Here is a 25,142-nt window from a genome sequence, read left to right on the forward strand (position 1 = left end):
GTCACTTTCATTATACAACATAATCAGATTTAAGGTGTCTTTCTTTTATGCAAAATCACGAACTTGCTCATTTATAGTACTAAAGATAAAATCTGAGATACAGTAGTACTTGTGTCTTAGATTTTCTTTTTTACCGAAAAGAAGAGGAGGAGAAATATGCCAAAAGAATTTGATTTTGACAAAGAATTCGAAAACATGATGACCAGTAATAAACTGGATACAGTTGTATTACTGGGACATATAAATCCGGATGGGGATGCGGCAGGATCTGTCATGGGATTAGCACATTACATAAAGGTAAACTATCCTCAGTATGAAGTGCTTCCATATCTGGCGGATACAATAGATAAAGGCCCTAATAAGATCATAAAGACAGATAAAGTATTTAATCCATTTGAAAAACCGAACGTAGAAGGAAAAAAGTTTGCAGTTATTGTGTGCGATAATGCAGTGATCGTGCGTATGGCAGGAAGAGAATATTATGAAGCTGCTACGGCATCAATGGTTATTGATCACCATGCATCTAATGAAGGATATGGAAACATTAATTATACGAAAGTTTCAGAAGCCTGTGCAGAGAATGTTTTTTATATACTGGACAAAAATAGTCTAGAAAAAGCGACGACTTTAGAACTTCATCCAACAGCTGCTGATTATATCTACCTGGGAATCATACAGGATACAGGAGGTCTTGCCAGGGCAAAGGAAAGTACTCTGTATGCGGTAATGACATTGCAGGGAATTGGCGTAAAACACAGTGATATTATGAAAACGATGCATAATGATATGCTGGAAAGCTTACAGAAGAAAGCCCTTTTATTAAATAAGGCGTTTTGTGTACTGGATGGCAAAGTAGCGTATGTTTGTGTAGATCAGAAAGAGAGCAAAGAAAAAGAAATCCGTTATGAAGATATCCATCCAATTGCAGAAATTCTTCGGGATTGCGAGGATATAGAGCTGAGCTTTACCATGTATGAGGAAGCTGAGAATAAATGGAGATGTTCTTTCAGATCTGATGGTGAATGGATTGACGTCAATGAATTGCTGACTCCTTTTGGCGGTGGAGGACATGCCGCTGCCGCGGGACTGAAAAAGACAACGGATGATGTGGAAAAACTAAGGGAAGCTATTTTTGAACGGATCAAGGATTTGAGAGAATAAATGTGAAAAATAGTATAAGAAATGAAACGAGCCGGTGCTTATTGCTGCTGCGATAGGCACCGGCTTTTTTGCTCTCATAAATGACGGTTTAAGCTGAAAATACCAAAGATATCAAAAGAGTGAAAGAAAAACTTTGCACATGATTATAGTGAAAAAAATAACTGAGGCTTTTTTGAAAATTCGACAATAAAGTACTATAAATAGTATTATAAAAACTTATATGTACGATAAATGGGATGTAATATAAAAAATTATATATAAAAAAGAAAGACGAGAAAAGAAGTGCGATATAATGCACGCATAAAAGACGAGAAATAAAACGAAATACAAAATAATGCACAGACCCAAGAGCTTACTTTATCTGAATAGCTTATTTGATATATTTTATGTGGGATATAGTTGACCTATGACAGATATTGGGTATAATTACTTTAAATAATAAGAAAAAGTGAGAAATTACGATAATAACAGAAGGGAGATTTTATGATGGATCTTATGCAGGAAGCTATTCTTCTGGGATTTTCCGGGGCGGCTGTCATGGATACGAAAGAGCTTGTCTTTGTGCCGGAATACCGGACATTTTGTGAAGAAAATTTATGCGGCTGTTATAATGTAAATCCAGCCTGTCCACCCGAAAGTGGAACCGTGGAAGAGATGAAACAGCGTGCATTAAGTTATGAAAAAACACTGGTGCTGCAGACAATGCAGGAGGATCTGCACGATCCGGCGGAATACAAAAAAGCAAAACTGCTGCAGAATAAAATGACAGAAGAACTCGCAGAGAAGATGAAAGCAGACGGAAAGACAGATCTGCTGATCATGAGTGCCGGTCCGTATAAACATAATTCCTGTATGTCGGCATACTGTGTGGACGCACAGAAAATGGCAGATGCGGCGGGAATGCTTTGCTGGACAGATGACGGAATGGTGCGCTATTTTTCCCAGATCCTCTTTCATGAATAAAATTGTATTATAAATACAGATGTGATAGAATCAGTATCAGAAAATAAAAGCTTGCAGATGCAGACAGCAATGTCTGAAAAGCACAAATGACAGGAGGGTTTTTACCATGGAAAGACATGCATTTGCAATGAAAGTAAAAGAAGGCAGGATGAATGACTACCGCAAAAAACTTGGAGAGATCTGGCCGAAACTGACAGCATTTCTTGATCGTAATAAGGTAAAGAATTTCAGTATCTGGAATGCAGAGGATCTGATCTTTGGTTATTATGAGAACGAGGATGGAGCAGCTTTAAGCGCAGAGGAGAATGCAGCGAAAGATGCCATTACCGCGAAAATCCAGGATACTTTTGACTGGATCTCCACACCGGGAAAAGATATGCGGCTGATGTATCATAACTTTGGTGTTGTAAGAGAAAACAAAGAACTGATCCGTCACAGAATGTTTATGACTAAACTCAAAGATGGCTGTGAAGAAGAATACAAGAGACGCCATGACGGTCTGATCGAACAGAGAGGTGATACTGTTGATCCGGGTCCGGACAGCAACTTCAGCATCTGGAGTGCCGGTGGTTATATTTTTGGTTATGATGAGATCGATACTACCATGGAAGTAGAAGAAACGGTTGAAGAGAGAGAGCAGACTGTTGAATGGGAAATGCGTCAGCTTGGAATCATGGACTGGATCACGAATGATGTAGACTGGATGACAGGTGATGTTCATGCAGATGTAAAACGTCTGGCATGGCATAACTGATCAGAACAGAGAATAAAATAAAGTATAAAAGGAAGCCCTGGTTACTGCATGGATGAATGCGGCAGCCGGGGCTTCTGACATTAGAATAAAAATTATTTTTTGAGCATTTCCAGATATCCCTGGGTAGTGCTTTCGATCATTTTGTAGGTAAGCTCTGCCATGTGCTCCGCAGATTTCTGCTCTGGTTCTGTGAGCCATGTGCGGATCAGGCCGACACATCCGTTCAGGATAAAGGCATAAGCGTATTTGAGATTTGGGTCATCCTCTGGAAATTTTTCAGGAAGCTGGCTTAAGAAAGTTCCTGCGATCAGCTTTTCAATCCGTTCTACGAATGCCATATCTCCATGCAGTCCAAGGAGAGCAAGACAGAGTTCCTTATTGCTGTCCAGAATATTGAAAAACTGCACGATGAAGTAAAAAGCACCTTCTGTATTATTGGAATCGATCGTGTAATTTTGCATTACCTGAGTGATTTCTTCCAGAGCATCTTCCTCGATCTGCTGCAGCATCTGATAAATATCAGTATAATGAAGATAAAAAGTGGAACGGTTGATGTCAACTTCGTCAACAAGTTCTTTTACTGTAATTTCCTTAATACTTTTCTGAAGCATCAGGCGTGCAAGCCCTTCTCTGAGCTGTGCTTTGGTTTTGCGTACTCTCCGGTCAACTTTTCCGGCCATGTTAAATCCCCCTAATCTTTTGGTCAAAAATCGTCATCTTTTAGATAAAATGTCAATTTTTGACATGTGATAGACATTAATTAAAAATATGTCTATTAATATACATGACGATATTTTTTTGTTGGTTGTATCTGCTTTTCGTGTTTAGTATAATACACCTTGCCAAGAAAAGCAACATAATGTTGATTAATAGAAACTAAAACCATTAATAGAATATTGTCTATTGTTAAGATAATATTTATTTGATGGAGAGAGTTCGTTTAAATCAGCATGTTACAATTATATTTACATTACAGGAAAGGAACATATAAATGATCAAAAACGAGTGGAAAAGTTTATGGAACAACAAGATTTTGATCATCGTAGTCATGGCGATCATTATTATTCCAGTGATCTATGCCGGCTTGTTTCTGAAATCCATGTGGGATCCATATGGAAATCTGGATCAGCTTCCGGTGGCAGTGGTCAATAATGACAAATCCGTAGAATACGATGGCAAAACGCTGAGTGTAGGCTCAGATATGGTGGATGAGCTAAAGGACAATGATGCACTGGATTTTCATTTTGTAGACAGTGAGGAAGCAGAGCAGGGATTAAAGAATGGTACTTATTATATGGTAATCACCATTCCGGGGGATTTCTCCAAAGATGCTTCTACATTGATGGACGACAATCCGAAAAAAATGGAACTGAAGTATGAGACAAATCCGGGAACCAACTATATCGCGTCCAAGATGAGCGAGAGCGCTCTGTCCAAGATCCGTGAGGCAGTTGCTTCCAAGGTGACTGAAACTTATACACAGACGGTTTTTGACCAGATTGCAACGGTTGGAGATGGAATGCAGGAGGCAGCGGATGGTTCTGAGGAATTAAAAGACGGACTCAAAACTGCTTCTGATGGAAATAAGACGATCATCAAAAATCTTAAGAAACTTGCTGACAGCACACTGACGTTCAAGAGTGGTGCAGAAACTCTGACAGAAGGCCTGAAGGAATATACAGATGGCGTTTCTCAGGTTGACAGAGGTGCTTCCCAGCTTGATGAGGGTGTTGGAACTCTGACAGCAAAACTTCCTACACTGACAAGTGGTGTAAACAGTCTTGATGAAGGGGTTAAGAGTTATACAGATGGAGTTGCAAAACTGGATGCGAACTCTGCACAGCTTACTTCTGGAGCAAATAGTCTGAGCAAAGGGGCACAGAGCCTGAAAACAGGACTGGATACTCTGAAAAGTGGTACTACACAGTATGTAAGCGGTGCAAATACACTTGCTGATGGCGTGACACAGTATGTTGCCGGAGCAGAACAGCTTGCAGCCGGAGCGCAGCAGCTTTCTGCACTGGAAAATATCGGACAGGTATCCAGTGGAATTGCACAGCTGAATACAGCCGTTTCTGAGGGAAACAGTTCTCTCAAGAGTGGAACACAGCAGCTTGAAAGTGGGCTGGGACAGTTATCCGAACAGTTACATAGTCTTTCAGACAGTGCAACGGCAGACTCAATGAAAGAACTTGCCGCAGGTCTGAACAAAGCAAAGACAGGAATGGAAACCGCAAGTCAGGGAATGGATTCAGCGGCAGCAGGAATGAATCAGGCCGCAGCGGGCATGAACTCTGCAGCGGATACGATCCGTACTGCCAGCAGTGGAATCTCACAGGCTGCTTCTCAGCTCCAGGGTGTTTCCGCGCCGGTATCAAAGGCTGCAGACAGCATGGCAGGGGTGGTACAGCAGTGTGCCCAGGATGCAAATGCACAGATTAAGCAGCAAATGGACAGATCAGTGCAGCCAACCAGCAGACAGAAGCAGCAAATGCAGTGATTACAAATGCTTCTGCAGCACTTCAGGCAATCCAGGGACAGGCAGATGAAAATGGAATGATCTCCGCCGAAAGTCTCAGTGCAGTGATCGGTTCCCTTGCCGGAGCAGATGCAGGAGCGAGCGGAGTATCTGGTATTGATGCAGATGCGTATACTGGTCAGGCACAGCAGATCGCAGCTTCTGCAGCAGAACAGATCGCAGGAGCACAGAGTACGTTAAACAGTACAGCATCGCAGCTGGAGCAGGCAGCTTCCGGTTTGAACAGTGGAGCAGATACACTTGGAAACAAAGCCGGTGAAATGAGCAGCGGAGCATCACAGATGCAGGCTGGTGCAAATGAAATGGAAGAAGGCATTTCTTCCATGCCGGAAGTTCCTTCTGATCCGATCAATGCAGTATCAGCAGCGGTGGATCAGCTTTGTGCCGGATCACAGAAAGTAAATGCAGGAACAACTTCTGTAGCTTTTGCACTTTCCACTCTGGAAAGCGGAACGAAGAATTTTCCAAAAGCAGCAGCGGGAGTTAAAGCATTAAATGCAGGGTTTGAGACACTGACAGCAAACGACGAGACACTGACATCCGGTGCGGCAAGTCTCAAAGCGGCTGGAAGCAGCGTTACAGGCGGCATCAATCAGATTACAAATGGTGGAAAAACACTTGCAGATGGTATAAATACACTGAGTGCAGGATTAAATACGTACACAGATGGAGTTTCTACTCTGGCAGAAAACAACAGTGCTCTTACAGGTGGAACTTCACAGCTTGCAGAAGGTGCAAAAACTCTTGCAAGTGGAGCCGAACAGCTTGCGAGCGGAACCAAAACACTTCATGATGGAACAAGCAAACTGGTTTCCAATAATAATAAACTGAACAGCGGAGCCGAACAGCTCTCTGATGGCGCAGGCCAGATCCAGGACGGATCCTCACAGCTTTATGATGGTTCCAAAGAACTTGGTGATGGAATGACCAAACTGGAAGATGGTTCTGATACACTGGCAACAAGCCTTGGCGACGGGGCAGCGCAGGTGAAAGAAACAAAGGCAAGTGATGATACGATCAGTATGTTTGCAACACCGATCACAGACGAAGAGACAAAGATCACAACGGTAGAAAACAATGGACATGCAATGGCGCCGTATATGATGTCAGTTGGTCTTTGGGTAGGTTGCCTGGCATTCTGTCTGATGTATCCTCTGACAGAATACAAAGGTAAACTGAAATCCGGATTCGCATGGTGGGCAAGCAAGGCTTCTGTCCTTTATCCGGTGGCAATCCTTCAGGGTGTTCTTCTGATCCTTCTGCTTCATGTATTTGATGGATTTACACCAGTGGAAATGACAAAGACGATCCTGTTTGCGGCACTGACGGGAGCATGCTTTACATCGATCATGTATTTCTTCAATATTACATTTGGTAAAGTTGGAAGTTTCCTGATGCTGATCTTCATGGTAGTACAGCTTGCCGGTTCAGCGGGAACGTATCCGGTGGAGATTTCTCCAGATTTTGTGGCAAAGATTCATTATTATCTGCCGTTTACATACACAGTAAATGCTTTCCGAAGCACGATCTGCGGCGGTGAGAGCATCCATCAGTCTGTTGTGGTACTGATCGGACTTACGATTATTTTCTCAATATTGACGATCCTTCAGTTCAATCACATGGCACGAAGGAAGAAACAGGGCAAAATGCTTCTTCTTGACTGGCTGGAAGAAAAAGGAGTCGCATAAAATAGAGAGTCACATCATTATAGATGTTGATACCTTTAAATCTGTAAATGATACCTATGGTCATGCAATGGGAGATACTATTCTTCAGAAAGTAGCTACCCTCCTCAAGAGAACCTTCCGTAGCATCGACTATGTATGCAGAATCGGTGGAGATGAGTTTGCAATCATCATGGTTGAGATGACCAGCGATCTCAAATATACGATCGAGGAAAAGATCGAAGCTGTGAATGAAACACTTTCCAAGGAAGTGGATGGAGTTCCGGCGGTATCCTTAAGTGTCGGTGTTGCATTTTCTGACCGGGATAATGCAGAGGATGATATCTTTAAAGATGCGGATAAAGCTCTTTACTATATTAAAGAACATGGAAGACATGGATGTAAGATCTTCTGATGTAATAGGATTTTTGACAGGAATTCCCTGTACTGCCCTGTAGCGGCAGCAGGGAATTTTTGTTATTCATGGAGAACATTGGGGAAATTAACAGATTCGTCACATTTTTCCCACAAAGTCAACACAAATACCCCCTATACTTCTAACCATAAAAGAAAAGAAGTAAACAGAGATTCCAAGGAGGGGATTTTGATGACAGATATGAATAATAGATCAATGAATGATAACAATGAAAATAGAAATAACGATCCGAAAGAAAGAATGAGAAAGAAAGTAAAGAAAGCAGCAGGTATTGCATTATGCGCAGTTCTGGCAGGCGGACTTGCAGCAGGTTCTTTTGAGGGTGTGAATGCACTGACTGGATGGAACAGCAGCAGTGTAGAAGCTGCTTCTTCTAACAAAGAAAATACAACTCTTCTTCAGACAAAATCAGACAAGAAGGATAAATCTGACAGCAGTGATGAAAGCGATTCCAGCAAGACAAAAGGAAGCCTGGATGTATCTGATATCGCAGCAGAAGGAATGAAATCCGTAGTAGCGATCACAACGAAATCTGTTCAGGATGTTCAGAATTATCTTGGATATTATGGATTCGGTGGAAGCCAGGGATATACAACACAGCAGGAAGTTGAAGGAAGCGGTTCTGGTATCATCATCGGAAAGAATGATGACAGCCTTCTGATCGCAACAAACTATCATGTAGTAGACGGAGCAGATACCGTATCTGTTACCTGCATTGATGGCGAGACTTATGAGGCAACCGTCAATGGTTATGATGAGGACAAAGACCTTGCAGTTGTTTCTGTAGCACTGTCTGATATTTCTGATGATACAATGGATCAGATCCAGGTAGCAACCATGGGAAGTTCTGATGACCTTAAAGTAGGTGAGCAGGTAGTTGCCATTGGTAACGCTCTTGGATATGGACAGTCTGTAACAACAGGTATTGTAAGTGCAAAGAACCGTAAACTGAACTCTGATGGTTCTGAAGAATCAGAAGATTCAGATGCAGTAAACCTGATTCAGACTGATGCAGCAATTAACCCTGGTAACAGTGGTGGTGCACTTCTGAATATGGATGGTGAAGTAGTCGGAATCAACTCTGCGAAACTTGCATCTACAGAGGTTGAAGGTATGGGATATGCAATTTCTATCTCAGATGTTACGGATACTCTGGAGCAGCTGATGAACGAAACACCAAGAGATAAAGTTGATAATCACGGTGTACTTGGAATCACAGGTATGTCTGTAAGCGAGGAAGCTTCACAGTATTATGGAGTTCCGGAAGGTGTTCTTGTTTCTGAAGTTACAGAAGGCGGAGCAGCAGACAAAGCTGGAATCAAGGCAAAATCTATCATCACAGAATTCGATGGTAAGAGAGTACGCAGTATTGATGAACTGGTAAGCCGTCTGGAGTACTATGAGCCAGGTGAAGAAGTAGACGTTACCATCGAAGTTGCAAATGGTGATTCCTATAAAGAAAAAACAGTTACCGTAACTCTTGGAGAAAATCCGGATGCTGATAGCCAGGATTCCAAGGATGAGTCCAAAGACGATCAGGATCAGGGAAAACCGGATGATCAGGGTGATGGAAACCAGGATCAGGATGAAGAACAGTTTGGTGACAGTACAGACAGTCTGCTTCAGGATTTCCTCGAAAATGGAACTTCCTATGAACGTTACTACAACGTATGGTAAACCGCAAGTTGACATAAAACAGGCAGTAATAGATTAATTATTATAAATATTATAAGCCACGAAAGGAATCGGTGCAGTTGCATCGGTTCCTTTCTTTTGCTATACTAAATGACAGAGTGCAGAAATACATCAGGTATTTTACGGAAAAGAAAGAAAAGGAAACACGGTATGAACTATATTGTTTTTGATCTGGAATGGAATCAGAGTCCAGGCGGAAAGAAATATTCAAACAGTCGCCTGCCTTTTGAAATCATAGAGATCGGTGCTGTGAAGATGAATGAAAAAAGAGAACCTGTAGATGTTTTTCAGAGGCTGATAAAGCCGCAGGTATATAACTGGATCCATGACAGTATCCATGAGGTGATCCATGTGGATTATAAGGATCTTGCAGACGGACTTCCTTTTTCGGAGGCGGTGAGGGAATTTCTGGACTGGTGTGGAGATGACTTTGCATTTTTTACCTGGGGAAATCAGGATGTCATGGAATTGCAGAGAAATATGAAATATTATGATCTGCTGTTTCTTCTTCCGGGACCGGTGAAGTATTACGATGTGCAAAAAGTTTTTGGTATGTGCTGTAAGGAAGCCGGTGGACGCAGAAGTCTGGAATTCGCGATCGATCAGCTTGATATTCCGAAGGAGCAGACATTCCACAGGGCACTGACAGATGCGCGTTATACGGCGATGGTTCTGAAATGGGTAGATGAGAAGACTCTTTTTACAAACTATTCCATGGACGTATATCAGAACCCGAAAAAAAAGAAAGATGAGCTTTTTTTATCCTATCCGGATCATGACCAATATGTTTCAAGGGAATTCACAGACCGGGACAAGATTATGAGGGACAGGGAAGTGACCAGCACGAAATGCCCGATCTGTCATTTGCCGGCGAAACGTAAGATTCGATGGTTTATGAATAATTCGAAGGCATATGAGAGCATATCACTCTGTCAGAAGCATGGATACGTGAAAGGTAAGATAAGGATCCGTCATACAGAAGAAGACCGTTATTATGTAATTAAGACGCTTAAAAATGTAGGTAATGAAAAAGCGGAAGAAATCCGTGAAAAAAGGGATTCCCTCCGCAAGAAGAGACAGATCAAAAGAAAATCAGAGAAGCAGATCTGAGATTGGATTTTTTGGATAATATCTGGCAGTTCCAACCTGATGACCATTGAAAGAATAATTGATGGTCAGAAGGGGACGACCTGCCGGATTTTTTTTAATGGTGTAATTCTTTTTGAGGGAATCCGTATCTGTTCCATTTGGAAGTGCTACGGAAGGTGTCCGCATCGAATAAAAAAGAACACAGTGCTGGTAGTCTTTGATCAGATATTTTTCTGCAGGAAGACAGGAAAAAGAGATTTCTTTTTTTTCTTTTACAGCAGCTCTGGAAAAATTGTCAAATCCGTAATCCAGGAGGGATTTGGTATCGGAGTATGCACCATTGATGGACTGCATGACGACGGAGACAAGGTACATATTTCCGCGATGAGCAAAAGTAACGAGTGTATTTCCGGCTGCCTCTGTATAACCTGTTTTGCCGCCAAGAACACCGTCATAAGCATAGGTCTGTCCGGACATCATCTTGTGGTGATTCAGAAGGTAACGGGTTTCACTGAACTTGTTGGTTGCCGGGATTTCGTAATAAACAGTTGTACAGTATTTACGGAACATCGGATTGAACCAGGCTGCACGGGCGATTTTTGCCATATCATTGGCTGTAGTGTAATGTTTCTCATCCGGAAGACCGTTAGGATTGTTGAAATGCGTATTGGTGCATCCTATCTGACGGGCTTTCTGGTTCATCAGTTCGACAAATTTCTTGACGGAACCGGAAGTCTGTTCAGCTATGGCAAGAGTCATTTCATTGGCTGACTGGAGCATAACTGCCATCAGTGCCTGTTCTACGGTAAATTCTTCCCCGGTATCTGCGTAGATACTGGAACTCTGAGTATCTGTGATTCCATGAGCTGCGGTTTCAGACATGGTAAATTTGTCTGTGGCTTTCAGATTTTCACTGCCGAGAAGGGCAGTCATGATCTTGGTGATGCTGGCTGGATACTGAGCTTTGTCTGCGTTTTTTGAATAAAGGATGCTTCCTGTTATCATATCCATGAGTACAGCGGATTCTCCCTCTATCTGAGGTCCCTGAACCCATCCCTCAATGGAATCTGTATCTGCAGGCTGTGTATAATAGTCTGTATGATAGATTTCTTCAGGAACAGGCGTTGCTGTTACGATCGGATCACCATATTCATCGGTTGCAAGGACAGGAACTGTCTGGCAGACAATGAGAGCTGCACAGAGTACGCTGCCAAGAACGCGCTTTATTGCATTGCATGTCGAGCAGGTGGCAGTAGCACGTCTGCTGATTTTTTTATTTTTCATGTAATTACCTTTCTTTATTGAATATAATTTCTATATTATACCATTCTCAACAATTATACTGTAATCATTTTTTGTATACAAGGGTGTATTTCAGCGGGAGAAAACGTAAAACCTTAAAGCGGTTTGGGTAAAATAGCCGTAAATCCCTGAAAATATCGCAAAAAGACCTTGACATAAACAAAAACAGAACCGTATAATGAAACAGCACATATAATGAAATAAAAACTGTGATGGAGACAGTAGATCGATATGAAAACCGCAGAGAGCCGGGATGAGGTGGGAGCCTGGTGTCAGTAATTTCGATGGAAGATCACTCCGGAGTTTCTTTCCTGAAATCTTAAGTAAGGAGGGACGGTGTTTCCGCCGTTAAAGGGAACATGTATCGGCGTTTGATTACTACCAGCCCGTACAATGTAACAGGTGGTGCGAATGTGGAAATTGCTTTCGTCCTTTTACAGGACGGAAGTTTTTTTATTTTTATGGAAAAATTTTCCCGAGAGAATTTAAAGGAGGAATCTGTTGTGTATCAGAAAGTAGATACGAACCTGAATTTTGTAGACCGTGAAAAACAAGTAGAAAAATTCTGGAAAGAAAACCATATCTTCGAAAAAAGTATGGAGGACCGCAAAGACGATCCTACTTACATGTTCTATGATGGACCGCCGACAGCAAACGGCAAACCGCACATCGGTCATGTACTGACACGTGTTATCAAAGATATGATCCCGAGATACCGTACTATGAAAGGTTACATGGTACCTCGTAAAGCTGGATGGGATACCCACGGACTTCCGGTAGAGCTGGAAGTAGAGAAGAAACTTGGTCTGGACGGCAAAGAACAGATCGAGGAATATGGTATGGAACCATTTATCCAGCAGTGTAAAGAAAGTGTCTGGAAATACAAAGGAATGTGGGAAGACTTTTCCTCAACCGTTGGTTTCTGGGCTGATATGGAGAATCCATATGTTACTTACCATGATGACTATATTGAGTCTGAATGGTGGGCACTGAAAGAAATCTGGAACAAGAAACTCCTGTACAAAGGATTCAAGATCGTTCCTTACTGTCCGCGTTGTGGTACACCACTTTCCGCACAGGAAGTTTCACAGGGTTATAAAACAGTCAAAGAACGTTCTGCGATCGTTCGCTTCAAGGTTGTCGGAGAAGATGCATACTTCCTGGCATGGACCACAACACCGTGGACACTGCCATCCAACGTTGCACTCTGCGTAAACCCGACAGAGACTTACTGCAAAGTAAAAGCAGCAGATGGCTATACTTATTATATGGCAGAAGCACTGCTTGACAAAGTTCTCGGCAAACTTGGTTCCGAAGAGACACCGGCGTACGAAGTTCTTGAGAAATATGTCGGAAAAGATCTGGAATACAAAGAATATGAGCCGCTCTTCGCATGCGCAGGAGAGGCAGCAGCAAAACAGAAAAAGAAAGCTCATTTTGTTACAGCAGATAACTATGTAACGATGAGTGATGGTACCGGTATCGTTCATATCGCACCGGCATTCGGTGAAGACGACAGCCGTGTAGGACGCGACTATGACCTTCCGTTCGTACAGTTTGTAGACGGCAAAGGTGATATGACAGCAGAAACTCCATATGCCGGCGTTTTTGTTAAGAAAGCTGATCCGCTTGTACTTCAGGATCTGGATAAAGAGGGCAAACTCTTTGATGCTCCGAAATTCGAGCATGATTATCCGCACTGCTGGAGATGCGATACACCACTGATCTACTATGCACGTGAGTCCTGGTTCATCAAGATGACAGCAGTTAAGGATGATCTGATCCGTAACAACAATACTATCAACTGGATTCCGGAGAGCATCGGTAAGGGACGTTTCGGCGACTGGCTGGAAAACGTTCAGGACTGGGGTATTTCCAGAAACCGTTATTGGGGAACACCACTGAACATCTGGCAGTGTGAATGCGGACATATGCATTCTATCGGAAGCCGTCAGGAACTGTTTGAGATGAGCGGTGATGAAAGAGCCAAGACAGTAGAACTCCATCGTCCATACATCGATGAGATCACACTGAAATGCCCGGAATGTGGTGGAACCATGCATCGTGTACCGGAGGTTATTGACTGCTGGTTCGATTCAGGAGCAATGCCTTTTGCACAGCATCATTATCCATTTGAAAATAAAGAACTTTTTGAAAAACAGTTCCCGGCAGACTTTATCTCTGAGGCTGTTGACCAGACAAGAGGATGGTTCTATTCTCTGCTTGCTGAGTCCACGATCCTGTTCAAGCAGGCTCCATATAAGAATGTTATCGTTCTTGGACACGTACAGGATGAAAATGGCCAGAAAATGAGTAAATCCAAAGGAAATGCAGTTGATCCGTTCGATGCACTTGAGAAATACGGTGCAGATGCGATCCGCTGGTACTTCTATATCAACAGTGCTCCGTGGCTGCCGAACCGCTTCCATGGCAAGGCTGTTCAGGAAGGTCAGCGTAAGTTCATGGGTACTCTGTGGAACACTTATGCATTCTTTGTTCTTTATGCAAATATTGACAATTTTGACCCAACAAAATATACTTTAGATTATGACAATCTTCCTGTTATGGATAAATGGCTGTTAAGCAAGCTGAATTCTGTAGTGAAGACTGTCGATGACTGCCTTGCAAACTACAAGATCCCGGAAAGCGCAAGAGCTCTTCAGGAGTTTGTAGATGAGATGAGTAACTGGTATGTAAGAAGAAGCCGTGAGCGTTTCTGGGCTAAGGGCATGGAGCAGGATAAGATCAATGCTTACATGACTCTGTACACTGCTCTGGTAACAATTTCCAAAGCAGCAGCTCCGATGATCCCGTTCATGACAGAAGAAATCTACCAGAACCTTGTAAGAAGCGTTGACAAAGACGCAATTGAGAGTATTCATCTCTGTGATTTCCCGAAAGTCGAAGAAGCATGGATCAACAAAGAGCTGGAAGACGATATGGAAGAACTTCTCAAGATCGTTGTTCTTGGACGTGCAGCAAGAAATACTGCAAACATCAAGAACCGTCAGCCGATCGGAACAATGTATATCAAAGCTGACAAAGAAATGGGTCAGTTCTACACAGATATCATTGCAGACGAGCTGAATGTCAAAGAAGTGAAGTTCGCAAATGATGTAGAGTCCTTCATCTCCTACAGTTTCAAACCGCAGCTCCGTACAGTAGGACCGAAATACGGTAAACTTCTGAACGGCATCCGTACAGCACTTGCTGAGATCAACGGAACAGAAGCGATGAACGAGCTGAGATCCACAGGTCTTCTGACACTGGATATCAATGGAAACAAGGTAGAACTTTCTGAGGAAGACTTATTGATCGAGACCGCACAGACAGAAGGTTATGTAACAGAAGCAGACGGTGATATTTCTGTAGTTCTTGATACAAATCTGACACCAGAGCTGATCGAAGAAGGATTCGTCCGTGAGATTGTCAGCAAAGTACAGACAATGAGAAAAGAAGCCGGATTTGAAGTTATGGACAAGATCCATATCTATGCAAAAGATAATGACAGAATTCTTGAACTCATGAAGAACCACAAAGAAGAAATCATGTCTGAAGTACTGGCAGAGGATATGACTCTGGGCACAACCGACGGCTATGTAAAAGAATGGAATATTAACAAAGAGCCAGTTGTCCTTGGTGTTGCAAAGATGTAATTAACTCATGCCCGGTAAATATACCGGGCATGATTCGTAAAAATTGGGGTAATCAAAGCTGCACAGCTGTTGCTGTGCGATTAAGGAGGAAACGCGATGATCGACAAGCAGTTCAAAAAAGAAGCTTTCAAAGAGAGCGTAAAGGAAAACGTTAAATTCCTTTATCGTAAAAAACTCGAAGAAGCTACACAGGAGCAGATTTTCCAGGCTGTATGCTACACTGTAAAAGACGTTATCATTGATAACTGGCTTGAGACACAGAACGCATACAAAGAGCAGGATCCGAAAACTGTTTACTATATGTCAATGGAATTCCTGATGGGTCGTGCACTTGGAAATAACCTGATCAACCTGACTGCATACAAAGAAGTCAAAGAAGCTCTGGATGAGCTCGGACTTGATATCAACGCAATTGAGGATCAGGAGCCGGACCCGGCCCTTGGAAACGGTGGTCTGGGACGTCTGGCAGCATGCTTCCTGGATTCTCTTGCAACTCTTAACTACAGCGCATATGGATGTGGTATCCGCTATCGTTATGGTATGTTCAAACAGCAGATCAAAGACGGATATCAGGTAGAAGTACCGGATAACTGGCTCAAAGACGGATATCCGTTCGAACTTCGCCGTCCGGAATATGCAAAAGAAGTTCACTTCGGTGGATATGTTGATGTTGAATATGATCCGGCAACAGGATCCAACAAATTCGTACACAAGGGATATCAGGCAGTAAAAGCTGTTCCGTTTGATATGCCGATCGTAGGATATAACAACAAGATCGTAAACACTTTAAGAATCTGGGATGCAGAGCCAATCGTAGACTTTGAGCTTGATTCCTTTGACAAAGGTGATTACAAAAAAGCAGTTGAGCAGGAAAACCTTGCCCGCAATATCGTAGAAGTTCTTTATCCGAATGATAACCATATGGCAGGTAAAGAGCTGCGTCTGAAACAGCAGTACTTCTTCGTATCTGCAAGTCTCCAGGCTGCTATCGACAAATATAAGAAGAACCACAAAGATATCATGAAACTGCACGAAAAAGTTACTTTCCAGATGAACGATACTCATCCGACAGTAGCAGTAGCAGAACTTATGCGTATCCTTATGGATGAAGAAGGTCTTGGATGGGATGATGCATGGTCTGTAACAACCAAAGCTGTTGCTTATACAAACCATACAATCATGGCAGAGGCTCTTGAGAAATGGCCGGTTGAACTGTTCTCCAGACTGCTTCCACGTGTATACCAGATCATCGAAGAGATCAACCGTCGTTTTGTTCTTGAGATTCAGGAAAAATATCCTGGAAACTATGACAAGATCAAGAAAATGGCAATCCTCTATGATGGACAGGTAAAAATGGCTCATCTTGCAATCGTTGCAGGCTACTCTGTAAACGGTGTTGCAAAACTTCATACAGAGATCCTTAAGAAACAGGAACTGAAAGATTTCTACGAAATGATGCCGGAGAAATTCAACAACAAGACAAACGGTATTACTCAGAGACGTTTCCTGCTTCACGGAAACCAGCTTCTTGCAGACTGGGTAACAGATCATATCGGACCGGAATGGATCACAGACCTGTCTCAGATCAGCAAACTGAAAGTTTATGTTGATGATGAAAAAGCACAGCAGGAATTCATGAACATCAAATACCAGAACAAAGTTCGTCTGGCAAAATACATCCTGGAGCACAACGGAGTAGAGGTAAATCCACGTTCTATCTTCGATGTACAGGTTAAGAGACTTCATGAGTACAAACGTCAGCTTCTGAACATTCTGCATGTAATCTATCTGTATGATCAGATCAAGAAACATCCGGAAATGGATTTCTATCCAAGAACATTCATCTTCGGTGCAAAAGCATCTGCAGGTTATGCACGTGCCAAGAAGATCATCAAACTGATCAACTCTGTAGCAGATGTTGTAAACAATGATGCTTCTATCGAAGGCAAACTGAAAGTTGTATTCATCGAGAACTATCGTGTATCCAACGCTGAGATGATCTTTGCAGCAGCAGATGTTTCTGAGCAGATCTCTACTGCAAGTAAAGAGGCTTCCGGTACAGGTAACATGAAGTTCATGCTGAACGGTGCACCGACTCTGGGAACCATGGATGGTGCTAACGTTGAGATCGTTGATGAAGTTGGTAAAGAAAACGCATTTATCTTCGGTCTGAGTGCAGATGAAGTTATTAATTACGAAAACAATGGCGGATATGATCCGAGAGTCATCTACAACACAGATGATGAGATCCGTCAGGTACTGACAGAGCTTGTAAATGGAACATTCTCCGCTGATACAGAACTGTTCCGTGATCTGTACAACTCACTCCTCAACCAGAATGGTGGAGAGAGAGCAGACCAGTACTTCATCCTTGCTGACTTCCGCTCCTATGCAGCAGCACAGAAGAAAGTAGAAGAAGCATACAAAGATGAAAAAGGCTGGGCTCGTATGGCTATGCTGAACACAGCATGCGCAGGTAAATTTACATCTGACAGAACAATTGAAGAGTATGTAGATGATATCTGGCATCTGGACAAAGTATTTATTAAATAAATTCCGCAAAGTGGACTTAGCAGTCCCCTCTGCACACCCCTGGCTTAGTCGAAACATGGCTATAGGTTATGATGAGATGAAGTGAGTTAGTGGGGGAATGTATTCCTAGTTTTTGTGTGGGGTAGATTTCCTGTGTGGAGAATGATTGTGGGTAAATAAAAAGGATCTGGCTTAGGTAAGTCAGGTCCTTTTTTGTAGGAAATGTGGATTAGTTCCAGGTATATCCTGGGCTGGTGTGGATAAATTCAGCCAGATGTGTGCGGATGTCTTCCATTTTCTGGCGGGTGTCCGGGTTGGAGTAAGGAATGCGGTCGATGATCTTGTTGAGGTAGTCGTGTTCTTCGATGATATCGAGGGTTGCACGATAATTGATGTCAAGGAAGTAAGCGACGTAGGAGACCCAGTAATCCATTCTGGTGACGCGGTCAGGGGAGTAGACACACTGGTTTTTGAAAACAGTATCGTAAATGACAGGAGTAATTGCCTGTGCACCGATTTCTTCTCCAGATGCCCCCATGAAGACCAGAAGATCATCCTCTAATTTTACGCGACAGTTGTCCAGTTTGTCTGCATCGCGGATCAGGCGGGCGTGAAGGAGGGTGAGTGGATCTGTGATCCCCTCAAGTTTGAAATCACTGTGTCTGGCGATAGCAGTGTGGATGATATCGTCCCAGGTGGATTCCGGGACAAACTGGCGGATCATGCTTTCTTCAAATAAAACCTGCACACCATAAGCTGCGTGATCCATGGTGGTCGGTTCGAAGCTGTCAAAACGTTTCAACTGTTCAAAACGACCAATGTCGTGCAGTAGGGCAATGATTCTGGCGAGTTCAGTGTCTTCATCAGATAACTGCATACGTTTACAGATTTCTGTCATATCATGCACTACGCCGTAGGTATGAATGATCTTGAGACGGACTTTACCATTATCACGGTCATAGCTGTTCAGATATTTCTCAAATTGTTCTTTTGCATTGTTGTAGTTCATGCGTGATCCTCCTGTGATATAAGATTTTTGCGGTATTCTCTCGGACTACAGCCTTTGATCTTGCTGAAGACTTTGGAGTAGTAGTTGGAGTCGGAGAAGCCGGTCTTTCCGGCGATGTTGCTGATGGATTCGTGGGTGCTCAGGTATTCCAGGCTTCGTTCGATCCGGTACTCCTGCAGGAAAGAGAAGAGTGTAGTATTCATATGGCGTTTAAACAGGCGCGTACATTCACTTTCACAGAGATGAATGTGTTCAGCGACTTCTGCCAGTGTGATCGGGTTCATGTAATTCTGTTCTATGTAAGAGAGGATTTTGCGGATCCGTTCATATTCTGTGAGATCAGATGCGGCAGGAAGCGGCTGATGTGGGAGATGTTCTACGAGCAGCCGCCACATGATCTGCATCCGGATCGATATGTCCAGTTCGTAGAAATCAGGCTTTTCTTTATCAAGGGCGATGACTTCCAACATTTTTTTGCGGAAAGTTTCATGCCAGCTTTCTGTATAGTCGATGTGCATCGCACAGACAGCAAGATTCTGGATCACAGGTTCTACATATTTCGTACAGATGGTGCTCTGGAAAAATCCATAGATCAGCTTTGGGTCAAAAGTGATCGGTATATAGGAACAATCCTCCTGGTGCTCCATTTCGCCGCTGTGGAGGGCGTTGGAATTGCAGAAAATAATGTCCCCTTCTTTCAGGTGGAAGGACTGATTATTTACACGATAGTGCATGGAGCCTTTTTTTATATAAGTGATCTCGATTTCCGGATGGTAGTGCCACATAAAGGAATTGGAATCATATTCTGACAGCCGCTGATAACTGACCAGAAACGGGAAATGGTCGCTGCCATGTTTCTTTAATTCTTTTTGAAACTGGTTTGTGATGATCTGCATGAGAGACTGTCTCTCCTCCTTTTTTCGAAGATTTGCTGAACGCAGGAAATTACCTTTATTATAAACAAAAAAATATGAATAACGCAAGATTTTACTTTTTTTTCGCAGATTAATTAAGGTATTTTACAGAAAAAGATATATAATGGATTTATCAGATGTGCACAGGAGAATAATGTGCATGATGAAAGAGCGTAACGAAACAACATAATGAAACAAAAACTACATGGGATGCATCAAAATAAAATGTAAAAGGAGAACAGGAACATGAATTTACCAGAAACAGCAAAACTTCAGGAAATCTATGGAGAAACAGAGAAGAGCAGCGCACGTTTCCAGAAACTTGCAGATAATTTTGCAAAAACATACAAACATGACAAAGCAGAATACTTCACATCAGCAGGAAGAACTGAGATCATTGGAAACCATACAGACCACAATGGCGGCAAGGTGATTGCAGGAAGCATCAACCTGGATACCATCGGAGCGGCTTATCCGAACGGAACACAGACTATCCATATCACCAGTGAAGGATACAGAGATGAGATCGTTGTAGACCTTACCAAACTGAGCAAGGCAAACTACAAGAAGGGAACACCGGCACTCGTTGCAGGTATGATGGAAGGTGCACAGAAGAACGGCTTTAAGACAGCAGGATTCGATGCATATGTAAGCACAAACGTTATCGCAGCAGCAGGTGTAAGTTCTTCTGCTTCTTTCGAGATGCTGATCTGCACTATCATTGATTACTTCTTTAACGAAAGCAAAATGACATATAATGATTATGCAAAAGTTGGCCAGTATGCAGAGAATGTTTACTGGGACAAAGCTTCCGGAATGATGGACCAGATGGCATGTGCAGTAGGCGGACCGGTTCTTTTTGATTTCGCTGACAGCAATAACCTCAAATACAGCAAACTGGATTTCTCCTTCGGAAAATTCGGATACAAGCTTGTTATCGTAAATACAGGAAAAGGTCATGCAGATCTGAGCCAGGAATACTCTGAGATCCCGGGTGAAATGAAAGCTGTTGCCAAAGTACTTGGCGTGAACCTTCTTCATGAGACAAACGTAGATGCACTTCTTGAGCATTGCAATGAGATTGAGGATGACAGAGCAATTCTCCGTGCACTTCATTTCTTTGGAGAGACTACCCGTGTAGAGGAAGCGGCAGATGCGATCCACAATGATGATTATGATAAATTCCTTGAACTGATCGACGAGTCCGGAAAATCTTCCTGGGAACTCCTTCAGAACTGCTACACTATGAAAGATTTCCACGAGCAGAAGATCACAAGAACTCTTGCACTGACACAGCTTTTCCTCAAGAAGATTGGCGCAGGCGTATGCCGTGTTCACGGTGGTGGATTTGCAGGCGTTATCGCAGCGATCATTCCGGAAAAAGAGCAGGAGAACTATGTAGAATATATTTCTAAATTTGTTGGAAAAGAAAATGTATATCCAATGGACATCCGTGCAGTCGGAGCAGCACATATCGGATAAGCAACTACTGTCTATTAAAAAAAATATAAAATCACAAAAATAAACCCCTGGATCATACCAGAGGTTTATTTTTTTCGAGCATATCGTGAATGATGTTCTGAGTGTATGCACCGAGATGTTTCTGATCTTCTTTCGGAAGGTCCTTGACATAGATTGGTTTACCGTATTCCAAAACGACATGAGTTGATTTGATCTTTGGCATATGTGCCTCAAAGATTTCTACGGTGTTGTTAAGTGCCATTGGAATGATCGCACAGCCTGTCTTGGAAGCAATCTTGAAGCTTCCGTCGTGGAAAGGAAGAAGCTCCAGGTCATCTGCATTCTTGTTACGTGTACCTTCAGGGAAGATACAGATGGAAATGCCGGATTTGATCTTGTCGATGGCTGCGAGGATGGTCTTGAGTCCCTGTTTGATATCCTTACGGTCAAGAAACAGACAGTGAAGATATTTCATCCAGTTGGAAAGAAGCGGATAACGCTCCATTTCTTTCTTGGCAATGTAGCCGGTACGGATCGGACAGCGGCTGTAAGTAAGCACGATGTCAAAATAACTTCTGTGATTGCCAATGTAGAGAACCGGAGTATCCTTGGGAACATTTTCTTCGCCGATGATCGTAACTTTGGTTCCGGCTTCCCAGAGAATGAATTTAAATACTCCCTGGACAATTCGAAGAGAACTGATTTCCTTGGTCCTTGGTGAAAATTTTCCGATGATCCATTCGATCAGAAGAATCGGAATGGAAAGGATCAAAAACCCGATGACCGTAATGGCAACAATGATAAAACGAATCATAACGAATTCCTCTTTCTGTTAAATTTGCATGGGTTTCGCGTGTTCGAAACTCTGCTATCAGTATAAGGGATATTTGAAATAGTTGCAATAAATCTTTTGGTTTTGGCATAGAATACATATTGAAAAAGAGCGGACAGGAGAATTGTGCCTATGCAGATACCACTGTCTGCAGGAATCAGACAAAATCGGTCAAAACGATATATGACGGTTGTCTGGTGCATATTGCTGGCTTTTTTGCTGAGTGCAGGAGGATGCAGCCTGGTAAAGATAGAGGAAGGGGAGAGGACACCTCTTGAATATACGGTGGTGGATACAGCAGAACTTCCGCAGAGTGCACAGGAACTGATTCAGGAAAAGAAAGCGGACGATTTTCAGATGACTTATCAGAAGGGAGATACCCTGTATCTGATCCGGGGATATGGAAAGCAGATGAGCGGAGGATACAGTATTCAGGTGGCTGAACTTTCGGCTTCGTCTACGACGATTTTTTTCAAAACGAGACTGATCGGACCGGAGAAAGAAAATCAGAGCGGAGCGCCATCTTATCCGTATATTGCAGTAAAGACCGATTACAGAGAAGAACCTGTTGTGTTTGAATAGTATGAGAGGAGCGGTCAGCGATGGAATTAAGAAAAGAAGATATTCAGGTGCTGCGGACAAAGAGCAGAGCGACCAGCCAGGTGACTTTTGATGTGGATTATAATGTGCCGGATGTAAAACCGGATATCGGACGGATGGTCCAGAACAAGGGCGATGTTTCGGTAGAAGAAGTCCGATTAAGCGACGGTCATGCTTTTCTGAAAGGAAGCCTGCAGGTGGATCTTCTCTATGTAGGAGAAGAAGAGGGCAAAGTTTACAGTCTCTCAGCCAAACTGCCGGTGGAAGAGACGATGAACCTTGAGGGGATCGTAAGTGGCGATAAGATGTGTCTTCGGTGGGAAATAGAGGATCTGAGCCTGCACCTGATCCATTCAAGAAAACTGAACATCAAAGCAGTAGTGACTTTTTATGCAGTTGTAGATGAACTCTCAGGAATCCGTCTGCCGGTTTCACTGGATGATGAAACAGTTTCTGTGCAGAAAAAACAGATGCGTCTTCTCAGTCTTGCCATACATAAAAAAGACACCCTGCGGCTCAAAGAAGAAGTAGAACTGGTATCCAATAAACCGAATATCGCAGAGCTTCTCTGGTATACGCTTGAAGTCAGAGGACTGGACTTAAGACCGGAAGAAAATGTAGTAAAAGCCAAAGGAGAACTTTTTTTGTTTGCTTTGTATAAAGGGGATGATGAGGACGGTACCCTGCAGTGGCTGGAGCATTCTATACCATTTACCGGAGAAGTGGAATGCAGCGGATGTACTTTTGACATGGTTCCAAATCTGGAAGCTTCGGTCATCAATCAGAGCGTGGAGGTGAAACCGGATTCCGACGGAGAGGAACGCATCTTTGTAACAGATATCGTACTGGAGTTGGATATCCGTCTTTACAGGGAAGAAGACCATGAAATACTTATGGATGTCTATACTCCGTTTCGTCAGTGCATCCCAAAATGCAAAAATGAAGTTCTGGAAAGTCTTCTGGTGAGGAATTTTTCCAAATGCCGCGTGTCTGATCGGATTGAGATCAAGGAGACACAGGGGAAAATCCTCCAGATTTGCCACAGCCAGGGAAAAGTAAAAATAGATAAAACAAAAATTGTCAAAGATGGGATCCAGGTAGACGGGATAGTTCAGATGAAAGTTCTCTATATCGTGGGGAATGACGACATGCCGTTCTATTCCATGGAAGTGATGATGCCGTTCAGTCATGTGGTGGAGGCAAGGGGGATCACAGAGGACAGCGTCTACTATTTCCATACGGATCTGGAACAGCTTTCGACAAGCATGGTCGACAGTAACGAGATTGAAGTCAGAGCGGCGGTGAGCCTGAATGTTCTTGTGATCCAGTGCATAGAGGAAAAGATCATTGAAAGTGTGGAAGAACAGCCACTCGATACAGAAAAGATCCGAAGTATGCCGGGAATTACGGTATATATGGTGAAGCAGGGAGATACACTCTGGGACATCGCAAAAAAATTCTATACGACTATGGAGGAGATCATTTCCATGAACAGTCTCGAAAATGATCAGCTGACCCTGGGACAGCCGCTTTTATTGGTAAAAAAAGTTGAAAGCTGATACTTGAAATCCTGAAAAAAATCATTTAAAATAGATACAATCATATTGTATACAAAGTACAAAAGAAATGAAAAAAGAAACAAAATCACAAAGGACAGAGGGGATATTTATGCGTTTGCGAGCAATGGCGAAAATTAATCTGGGACTGGATATCCTGGGTAAAAGAGACGATGGTTACCATGAAGTTCGTATGCTGATGCAGACGATCCAGATGTATGATCTTCTGGATATCCGGCGGAAATCTTCACCGGGGATCACATTGACTACGAATCTTCTTTATGTTCCGTCAGATGAGAGAAATCTGGTATATAAGGCAGCGAAACTTCTCATGGATGAATTTGATATCCAGGAGGGAATTTCCATGAAGCTTACCAAGTCCATTCCGGTGGCAGCAGGTATGGCAGGCGGAAGTTCCGATGCAGCGGCAGCGTTTGTCGGTGTAAACAAGATGTTTCATCTTGGCTTAAGTGAGCAGGAACTCATGGAGCGTGCTGTGCAGATCGGGGCAGATGTGCCGTACTGCATTATGCGTGGAACAGCACTGGCTGAGGGAATCGGTGAGAAACTGACCAGACTTCCGCAGCTTCCGAAATGTTATATTCTGGTTGGCAAACCGGCGGTCAATGTTTCTACGAAACTGGCTTATGAAAATCTGGATCTTCAGAATATGGGAGCACATCCTGATATTGATGGTATGATCTCTGATATTGAGAATGGAGATCTTTATACTATGGTTTCCCGAATGGGAAATGTATTTGAACCGGGGATCATCGGCAAATATCCGGTGATCCAGGAGATCAAGGATCTCATGGAGGCACATGGTGCACTCAAGGCAATGATGAGCGGAAGCGGTCCGACTGTCTTTGGTATTTTTGATGATAAGAACAAGATGAAAGCAGCAGCCAGGGTTCTGCGAAGCAGTCATCTGGCCAAGACAGTATTTGCTACAGAAGTTTTTAACCGCAAAGACTGAGGG

Annotated in this window: 19 protein-coding genes; 14 read left to right on the forward strand and 5 right to left on the reverse strand. The window is 43.0% G+C overall.

All coding sequences use genetic code 11. The features are described 5' to 3' along the window. Positions 1-156: 156 nt before the first annotated feature. The 3 genes from WMO75_RS06675 to WMO75_RS06685 all read left to right on the forward strand — a co-directional run bounded on the left by WMO75_RS06675 (position 157) and on the right by WMO75_RS06685 (position 2,878). Complete coding sequence (locus WMO75_RS06675; RefSeq protein ID WP_349077807.1) at positions 157-1,161, forward strand: DHH family phosphoesterase; 1,005 nt, start codon at positions 157-159, stop codon at positions 1,159-1,161. 483 nt (positions 1,162-1,644) lie between these two features. Next, positions 1,645-2,124 carry a DUF2284 domain-containing protein gene (locus tag WMO75_RS06680; protein WP_022213757.1) on the forward strand — a complete coding sequence of 160 codons (480 nt, stop codon included), beginning with the start codon at positions 1,645-1,647 and terminating at the stop codon, positions 2,122-2,124. A 106-nt stretch (positions 2,125-2,230) separates the two neighbouring features. Next, positions 2,231-2,878, forward strand: coding sequence for an L-rhamnose mutarotase (locus tag WMO75_RS06685; RefSeq protein WP_118699063.1), 648 nt, complete (start codon positions 2,231-2,233; stop codon positions 2,876-2,878). Between the two features lie 92 nt (positions 2,879-2,970). On the opposite strand, the gene WMO75_RS06690 is transcribed toward WMO75_RS06685, so the two are convergent. Continuing rightward, a complete protein-coding gene (locus tag WMO75_RS06690; protein ID WP_349077810.1) occupies positions 2,971-3,558 on the reverse strand; it encodes a TetR-like C-terminal domain-containing protein in 588 nt (195 codons plus the stop codon). 311 nt (positions 3,559-3,869) lie between these two features. Here WMO75_RS06690 and WMO75_RS06695 point away from each other — a divergent pair, with 311 nt between their 5' ends. The 5 genes from WMO75_RS06695 (at position 3,870) to WMO75_RS06715 (ending at position 10,322) form a co-directional block, all read left to right on the forward strand. After that, entirely contained in the window at positions 3,870-5,378 is a 1,509-nt protein-coding gene (locus WMO75_RS06695) for a YhgE/Pip domain-containing protein (RefSeq protein ID WP_349077811.1), read from the forward strand. Beyond that, the gene (locus tag WMO75_RS06700) at positions 5,375-7,105 is read left to right on the forward strand and encodes a YhgE/Pip family protein (protein WP_349077813.1); all 1,731 of its coding nucleotides are present in this window, start codon (positions 5,375-5,377) and stop codon (positions 7,103-7,105) included. Before WMO75_RS06695 ends, WMO75_RS06700 begins: the two co-directional genes overlap by 4 nt. Next, positions 7,074-7,496: a GGDEF domain-containing protein gene (locus tag WMO75_RS06705; RefSeq protein WP_349077814.1), complete on the forward strand. Its 423-nt coding sequence runs from the start codon at positions 7,074-7,076 to the stop codon at positions 7,494-7,496. Before WMO75_RS06700 ends, WMO75_RS06705 begins: the two co-directional genes overlap by 32 nt. A gap of 192 nt (positions 7,497-7,688) precedes the next feature. Next, positions 7,689-9,194 (forward strand): S1C family serine protease, encoded by a 1,506-nt coding sequence (locus WMO75_RS06710; RefSeq protein ID WP_022213752.1) that lies wholly within the window; start codon positions 7,689-7,691, stop codon positions 9,192-9,194. A gap of 168 nt (positions 9,195-9,362) precedes the next feature. Continuing rightward, positions 9,363-10,322: a 3'-5' exonuclease gene (locus tag WMO75_RS06715; protein WP_349077817.1), complete on the forward strand. Its 960-nt coding sequence runs from the start codon at positions 9,363-9,365 to the stop codon at positions 10,320-10,322. On the opposite strand, the gene WMO75_RS06720 is transcribed toward WMO75_RS06715, so the two are convergent. Then, positions 10,305-11,585: a D-alanyl-D-alanine carboxypeptidase family protein gene (locus WMO75_RS06720; RefSeq protein ID WP_349077818.1), complete on the reverse strand. Its 1,281-nt coding sequence runs from the start codon at positions 11,583-11,585 to the stop codon at positions 10,305-10,307. The two genes, WMO75_RS06715 and WMO75_RS06720, sit on opposite strands and share 18 nt — an antisense overlap. A 521-nt stretch (positions 11,586-12,106) precedes the next feature. On the opposite strand from WMO75_RS06720, the gene ileS reads away from it, so the two are divergent. Both ileS and WMO75_RS06730 read left to right on the forward strand, forming a co-directional pair. Next, on the forward strand, positions 12,107-15,259 hold the full coding sequence (ileS, locus tag WMO75_RS06725) for an isoleucine--tRNA ligase (RefSeq protein ID WP_303217495.1): 3,153 nt from the start codon (positions 12,107-12,109) through the stop codon (positions 15,257-15,259). Between the two features lie 96 nt (positions 15,260-15,355). After that, the gene (locus WMO75_RS06730) at positions 15,356-17,812 is read left to right on the forward strand and encodes a glycogen/starch/alpha-glucan phosphorylase (protein WP_118252583.1); all 2,457 of its coding nucleotides are present in this window, start codon (positions 15,356-15,358) and stop codon (positions 17,810-17,812) included. Between the two features lie 208 nt (positions 17,813-18,020). Here the strand turns inward: WMO75_RS06730 and WMO75_RS06735 are convergent, their stop codons facing one another. Then, positions 18,021-18,800 (reverse strand): HD domain-containing protein, encoded by a 780-nt coding sequence (locus tag WMO75_RS06735; RefSeq protein ID WP_298090207.1) that lies wholly within the window; start codon positions 18,798-18,800, stop codon positions 18,021-18,023. Then, the gene (locus WMO75_RS06740; protein ID WP_022215670.1) at positions 18,797-19,696 is read right to left on the reverse strand and encodes a helix-turn-helix transcriptional regulator; all 900 of its coding nucleotides are present in this window, start codon (positions 19,694-19,696) and stop codon (positions 18,797-18,799) included. Before WMO75_RS06740 ends, WMO75_RS06735 begins: the two co-directional genes overlap by 4 nt. A 264-nt stretch (positions 19,697-19,960) precedes the next feature. On the opposite strand from WMO75_RS06740, the gene WMO75_RS06745 reads away from it, so the two are divergent. Then, positions 19,961-21,196: a galactokinase gene (locus tag WMO75_RS06745; protein ID WP_173907004.1), complete on the forward strand. Its 1,236-nt coding sequence runs from the start codon at positions 19,961-19,963 to the stop codon at positions 21,194-21,196. A 52-nt stretch (positions 21,197-21,248) separates the two neighbouring features. Here WMO75_RS06745 and WMO75_RS06750 read toward each other — a convergent pair whose 3' ends face one another. Next, entirely contained in the window at positions 21,249-21,989 is a 741-nt protein-coding gene (locus tag WMO75_RS06750; RefSeq protein WP_022215672.1) for a lysophospholipid acyltransferase family protein, read from the reverse strand. 150 nt (positions 21,990-22,139) lie between these two features. Here WMO75_RS06750 and WMO75_RS06755 point away from each other — a divergent pair, with 150 nt between their 5' ends. From WMO75_RS06755 to ispE, 3 genes are all read left to right on the forward strand, one after another. Continuing rightward, entirely contained in the window at positions 22,140-22,589 is a 450-nt protein-coding gene (locus WMO75_RS06755; protein WP_227222566.1) for a protease complex subunit PrcB family protein, read from the forward strand. A gap of 20 nt (positions 22,590-22,609) precedes the next feature. Continuing rightward, complete coding sequence (locus tag WMO75_RS06760; RefSeq protein WP_022215674.1) at positions 22,610-24,166, forward strand: DUF3794 and LysM peptidoglycan-binding domain-containing protein; 1,557 nt, start codon at positions 22,610-22,612, stop codon at positions 24,164-24,166. A gap of 109 nt (positions 24,167-24,275) precedes the next feature. After that, positions 24,276-25,139 (forward strand): 4-(cytidine 5'-diphospho)-2-C-methyl-D-erythritol kinase, encoded by an 864-nt coding sequence (gene ispE, locus WMO75_RS06765; RefSeq protein WP_118252581.1) that lies wholly within the window; start codon positions 24,276-24,278, stop codon positions 25,137-25,139. Positions 25,140-25,142 lie beyond the last annotated feature (3 nt).

This window comes from Blautia intestinihominis (assembly GCF_040096655.1).
Taxonomy (GTDB): Bacteria; Bacillota; Clostridia; order Lachnospirales; family Lachnospiraceae; genus Blautia_A; species Blautia_A intestinihominis.

Excerpts from the sequence above, each read along its gene's own strand:
- WMO75_RS06675 (WP_349077807.1), top strand. The coding sequence starts at position 157 with ATGCCAAAAGAATTTGATTTTGACAAAGAATTCGAAAACATGATGACC.
- WMO75_RS06680 (WP_022213757.1), top strand. The coding sequence starts at position 1,645 with ATGATGGATCTTATGCAGGAAGCTATTCTTCTGGGATTTTCCGGGGCG.
- WMO75_RS06685 (WP_118699063.1), top strand. The coding sequence starts at position 2,231 with ATGGAAAGACATGCATTTGCAATGAAAGTAAAAGAAGGCAGGATGAAT.
- WMO75_RS06690 (WP_349077810.1), bottom strand. The coding sequence starts at position 3,558 with ATGGCCGGAAAAGTTGACCGGAGAGTACGCAAAACCAAAGCACAGCTC.
- WMO75_RS06695 (WP_349077811.1), top strand. The coding sequence starts at position 3,870 with ATGATCAAAAACGAGTGGAAAAGTTTATGGAACAACAAGATTTTGATC.
- WMO75_RS06710 (WP_022213752.1), top strand. The coding sequence starts at position 7,689 with ATGACAGATATGAATAATAGATCAATGAATGATAACAATGAAAATAGA.
- WMO75_RS06715 (WP_349077817.1), top strand. The coding sequence starts at position 9,363 with ATGAACTATATTGTTTTTGATCTGGAATGGAATCAGAGTCCAGGCGGA.
- WMO75_RS06720 (WP_349077818.1), bottom strand. The coding sequence starts at position 11,585 with ATGAAAAATAAAAAAATCAGCAGACGTGCTACTGCCACCTGCTCGACA.
- WMO75_RS06730 (WP_118252583.1), top strand. The coding sequence starts at position 15,356 with ATGATCGACAAGCAGTTCAAAAAAGAAGCTTTCAAAGAGAGCGTAAAG.
- WMO75_RS06735 (WP_298090207.1), bottom strand. The coding sequence starts at position 18,800 with ATGAACTACAACAATGCAAAAGAACAATTTGAGAAATATCTGAACAGC.
- WMO75_RS06740 (WP_022215670.1), bottom strand. The coding sequence starts at position 19,696 with ATGCAGATCATCACAAACCAGTTTCAAAAAGAATTAAAGAAACATGGC.
- WMO75_RS06745 (WP_173907004.1), top strand. The coding sequence starts at position 19,961 with ATGAATTTACCAGAAACAGCAAAACTTCAGGAAATCTATGGAGAAACA.
- WMO75_RS06750 (WP_022215672.1), bottom strand. The coding sequence starts at position 21,989 with ATGATTCGTTTTATCATTGTTGCCATTACGGTCATCGGGTTTTTGATC.
- WMO75_RS06755 (WP_227222566.1), top strand. The coding sequence starts at position 22,140 with ATGCAGATACCACTGTCTGCAGGAATCAGACAAAATCGGTCAAAACGA.
- WMO75_RS06760 (WP_022215674.1), top strand. The coding sequence starts at position 22,610 with ATGGAATTAAGAAAAGAAGATATTCAGGTGCTGCGGACAAAGAGCAGA.
- ispE (WP_118252581.1), top strand. The coding sequence starts at position 24,276 with ATGCGTTTGCGAGCAATGGCGAAAATTAATCTGGGACTGGATATCCTG.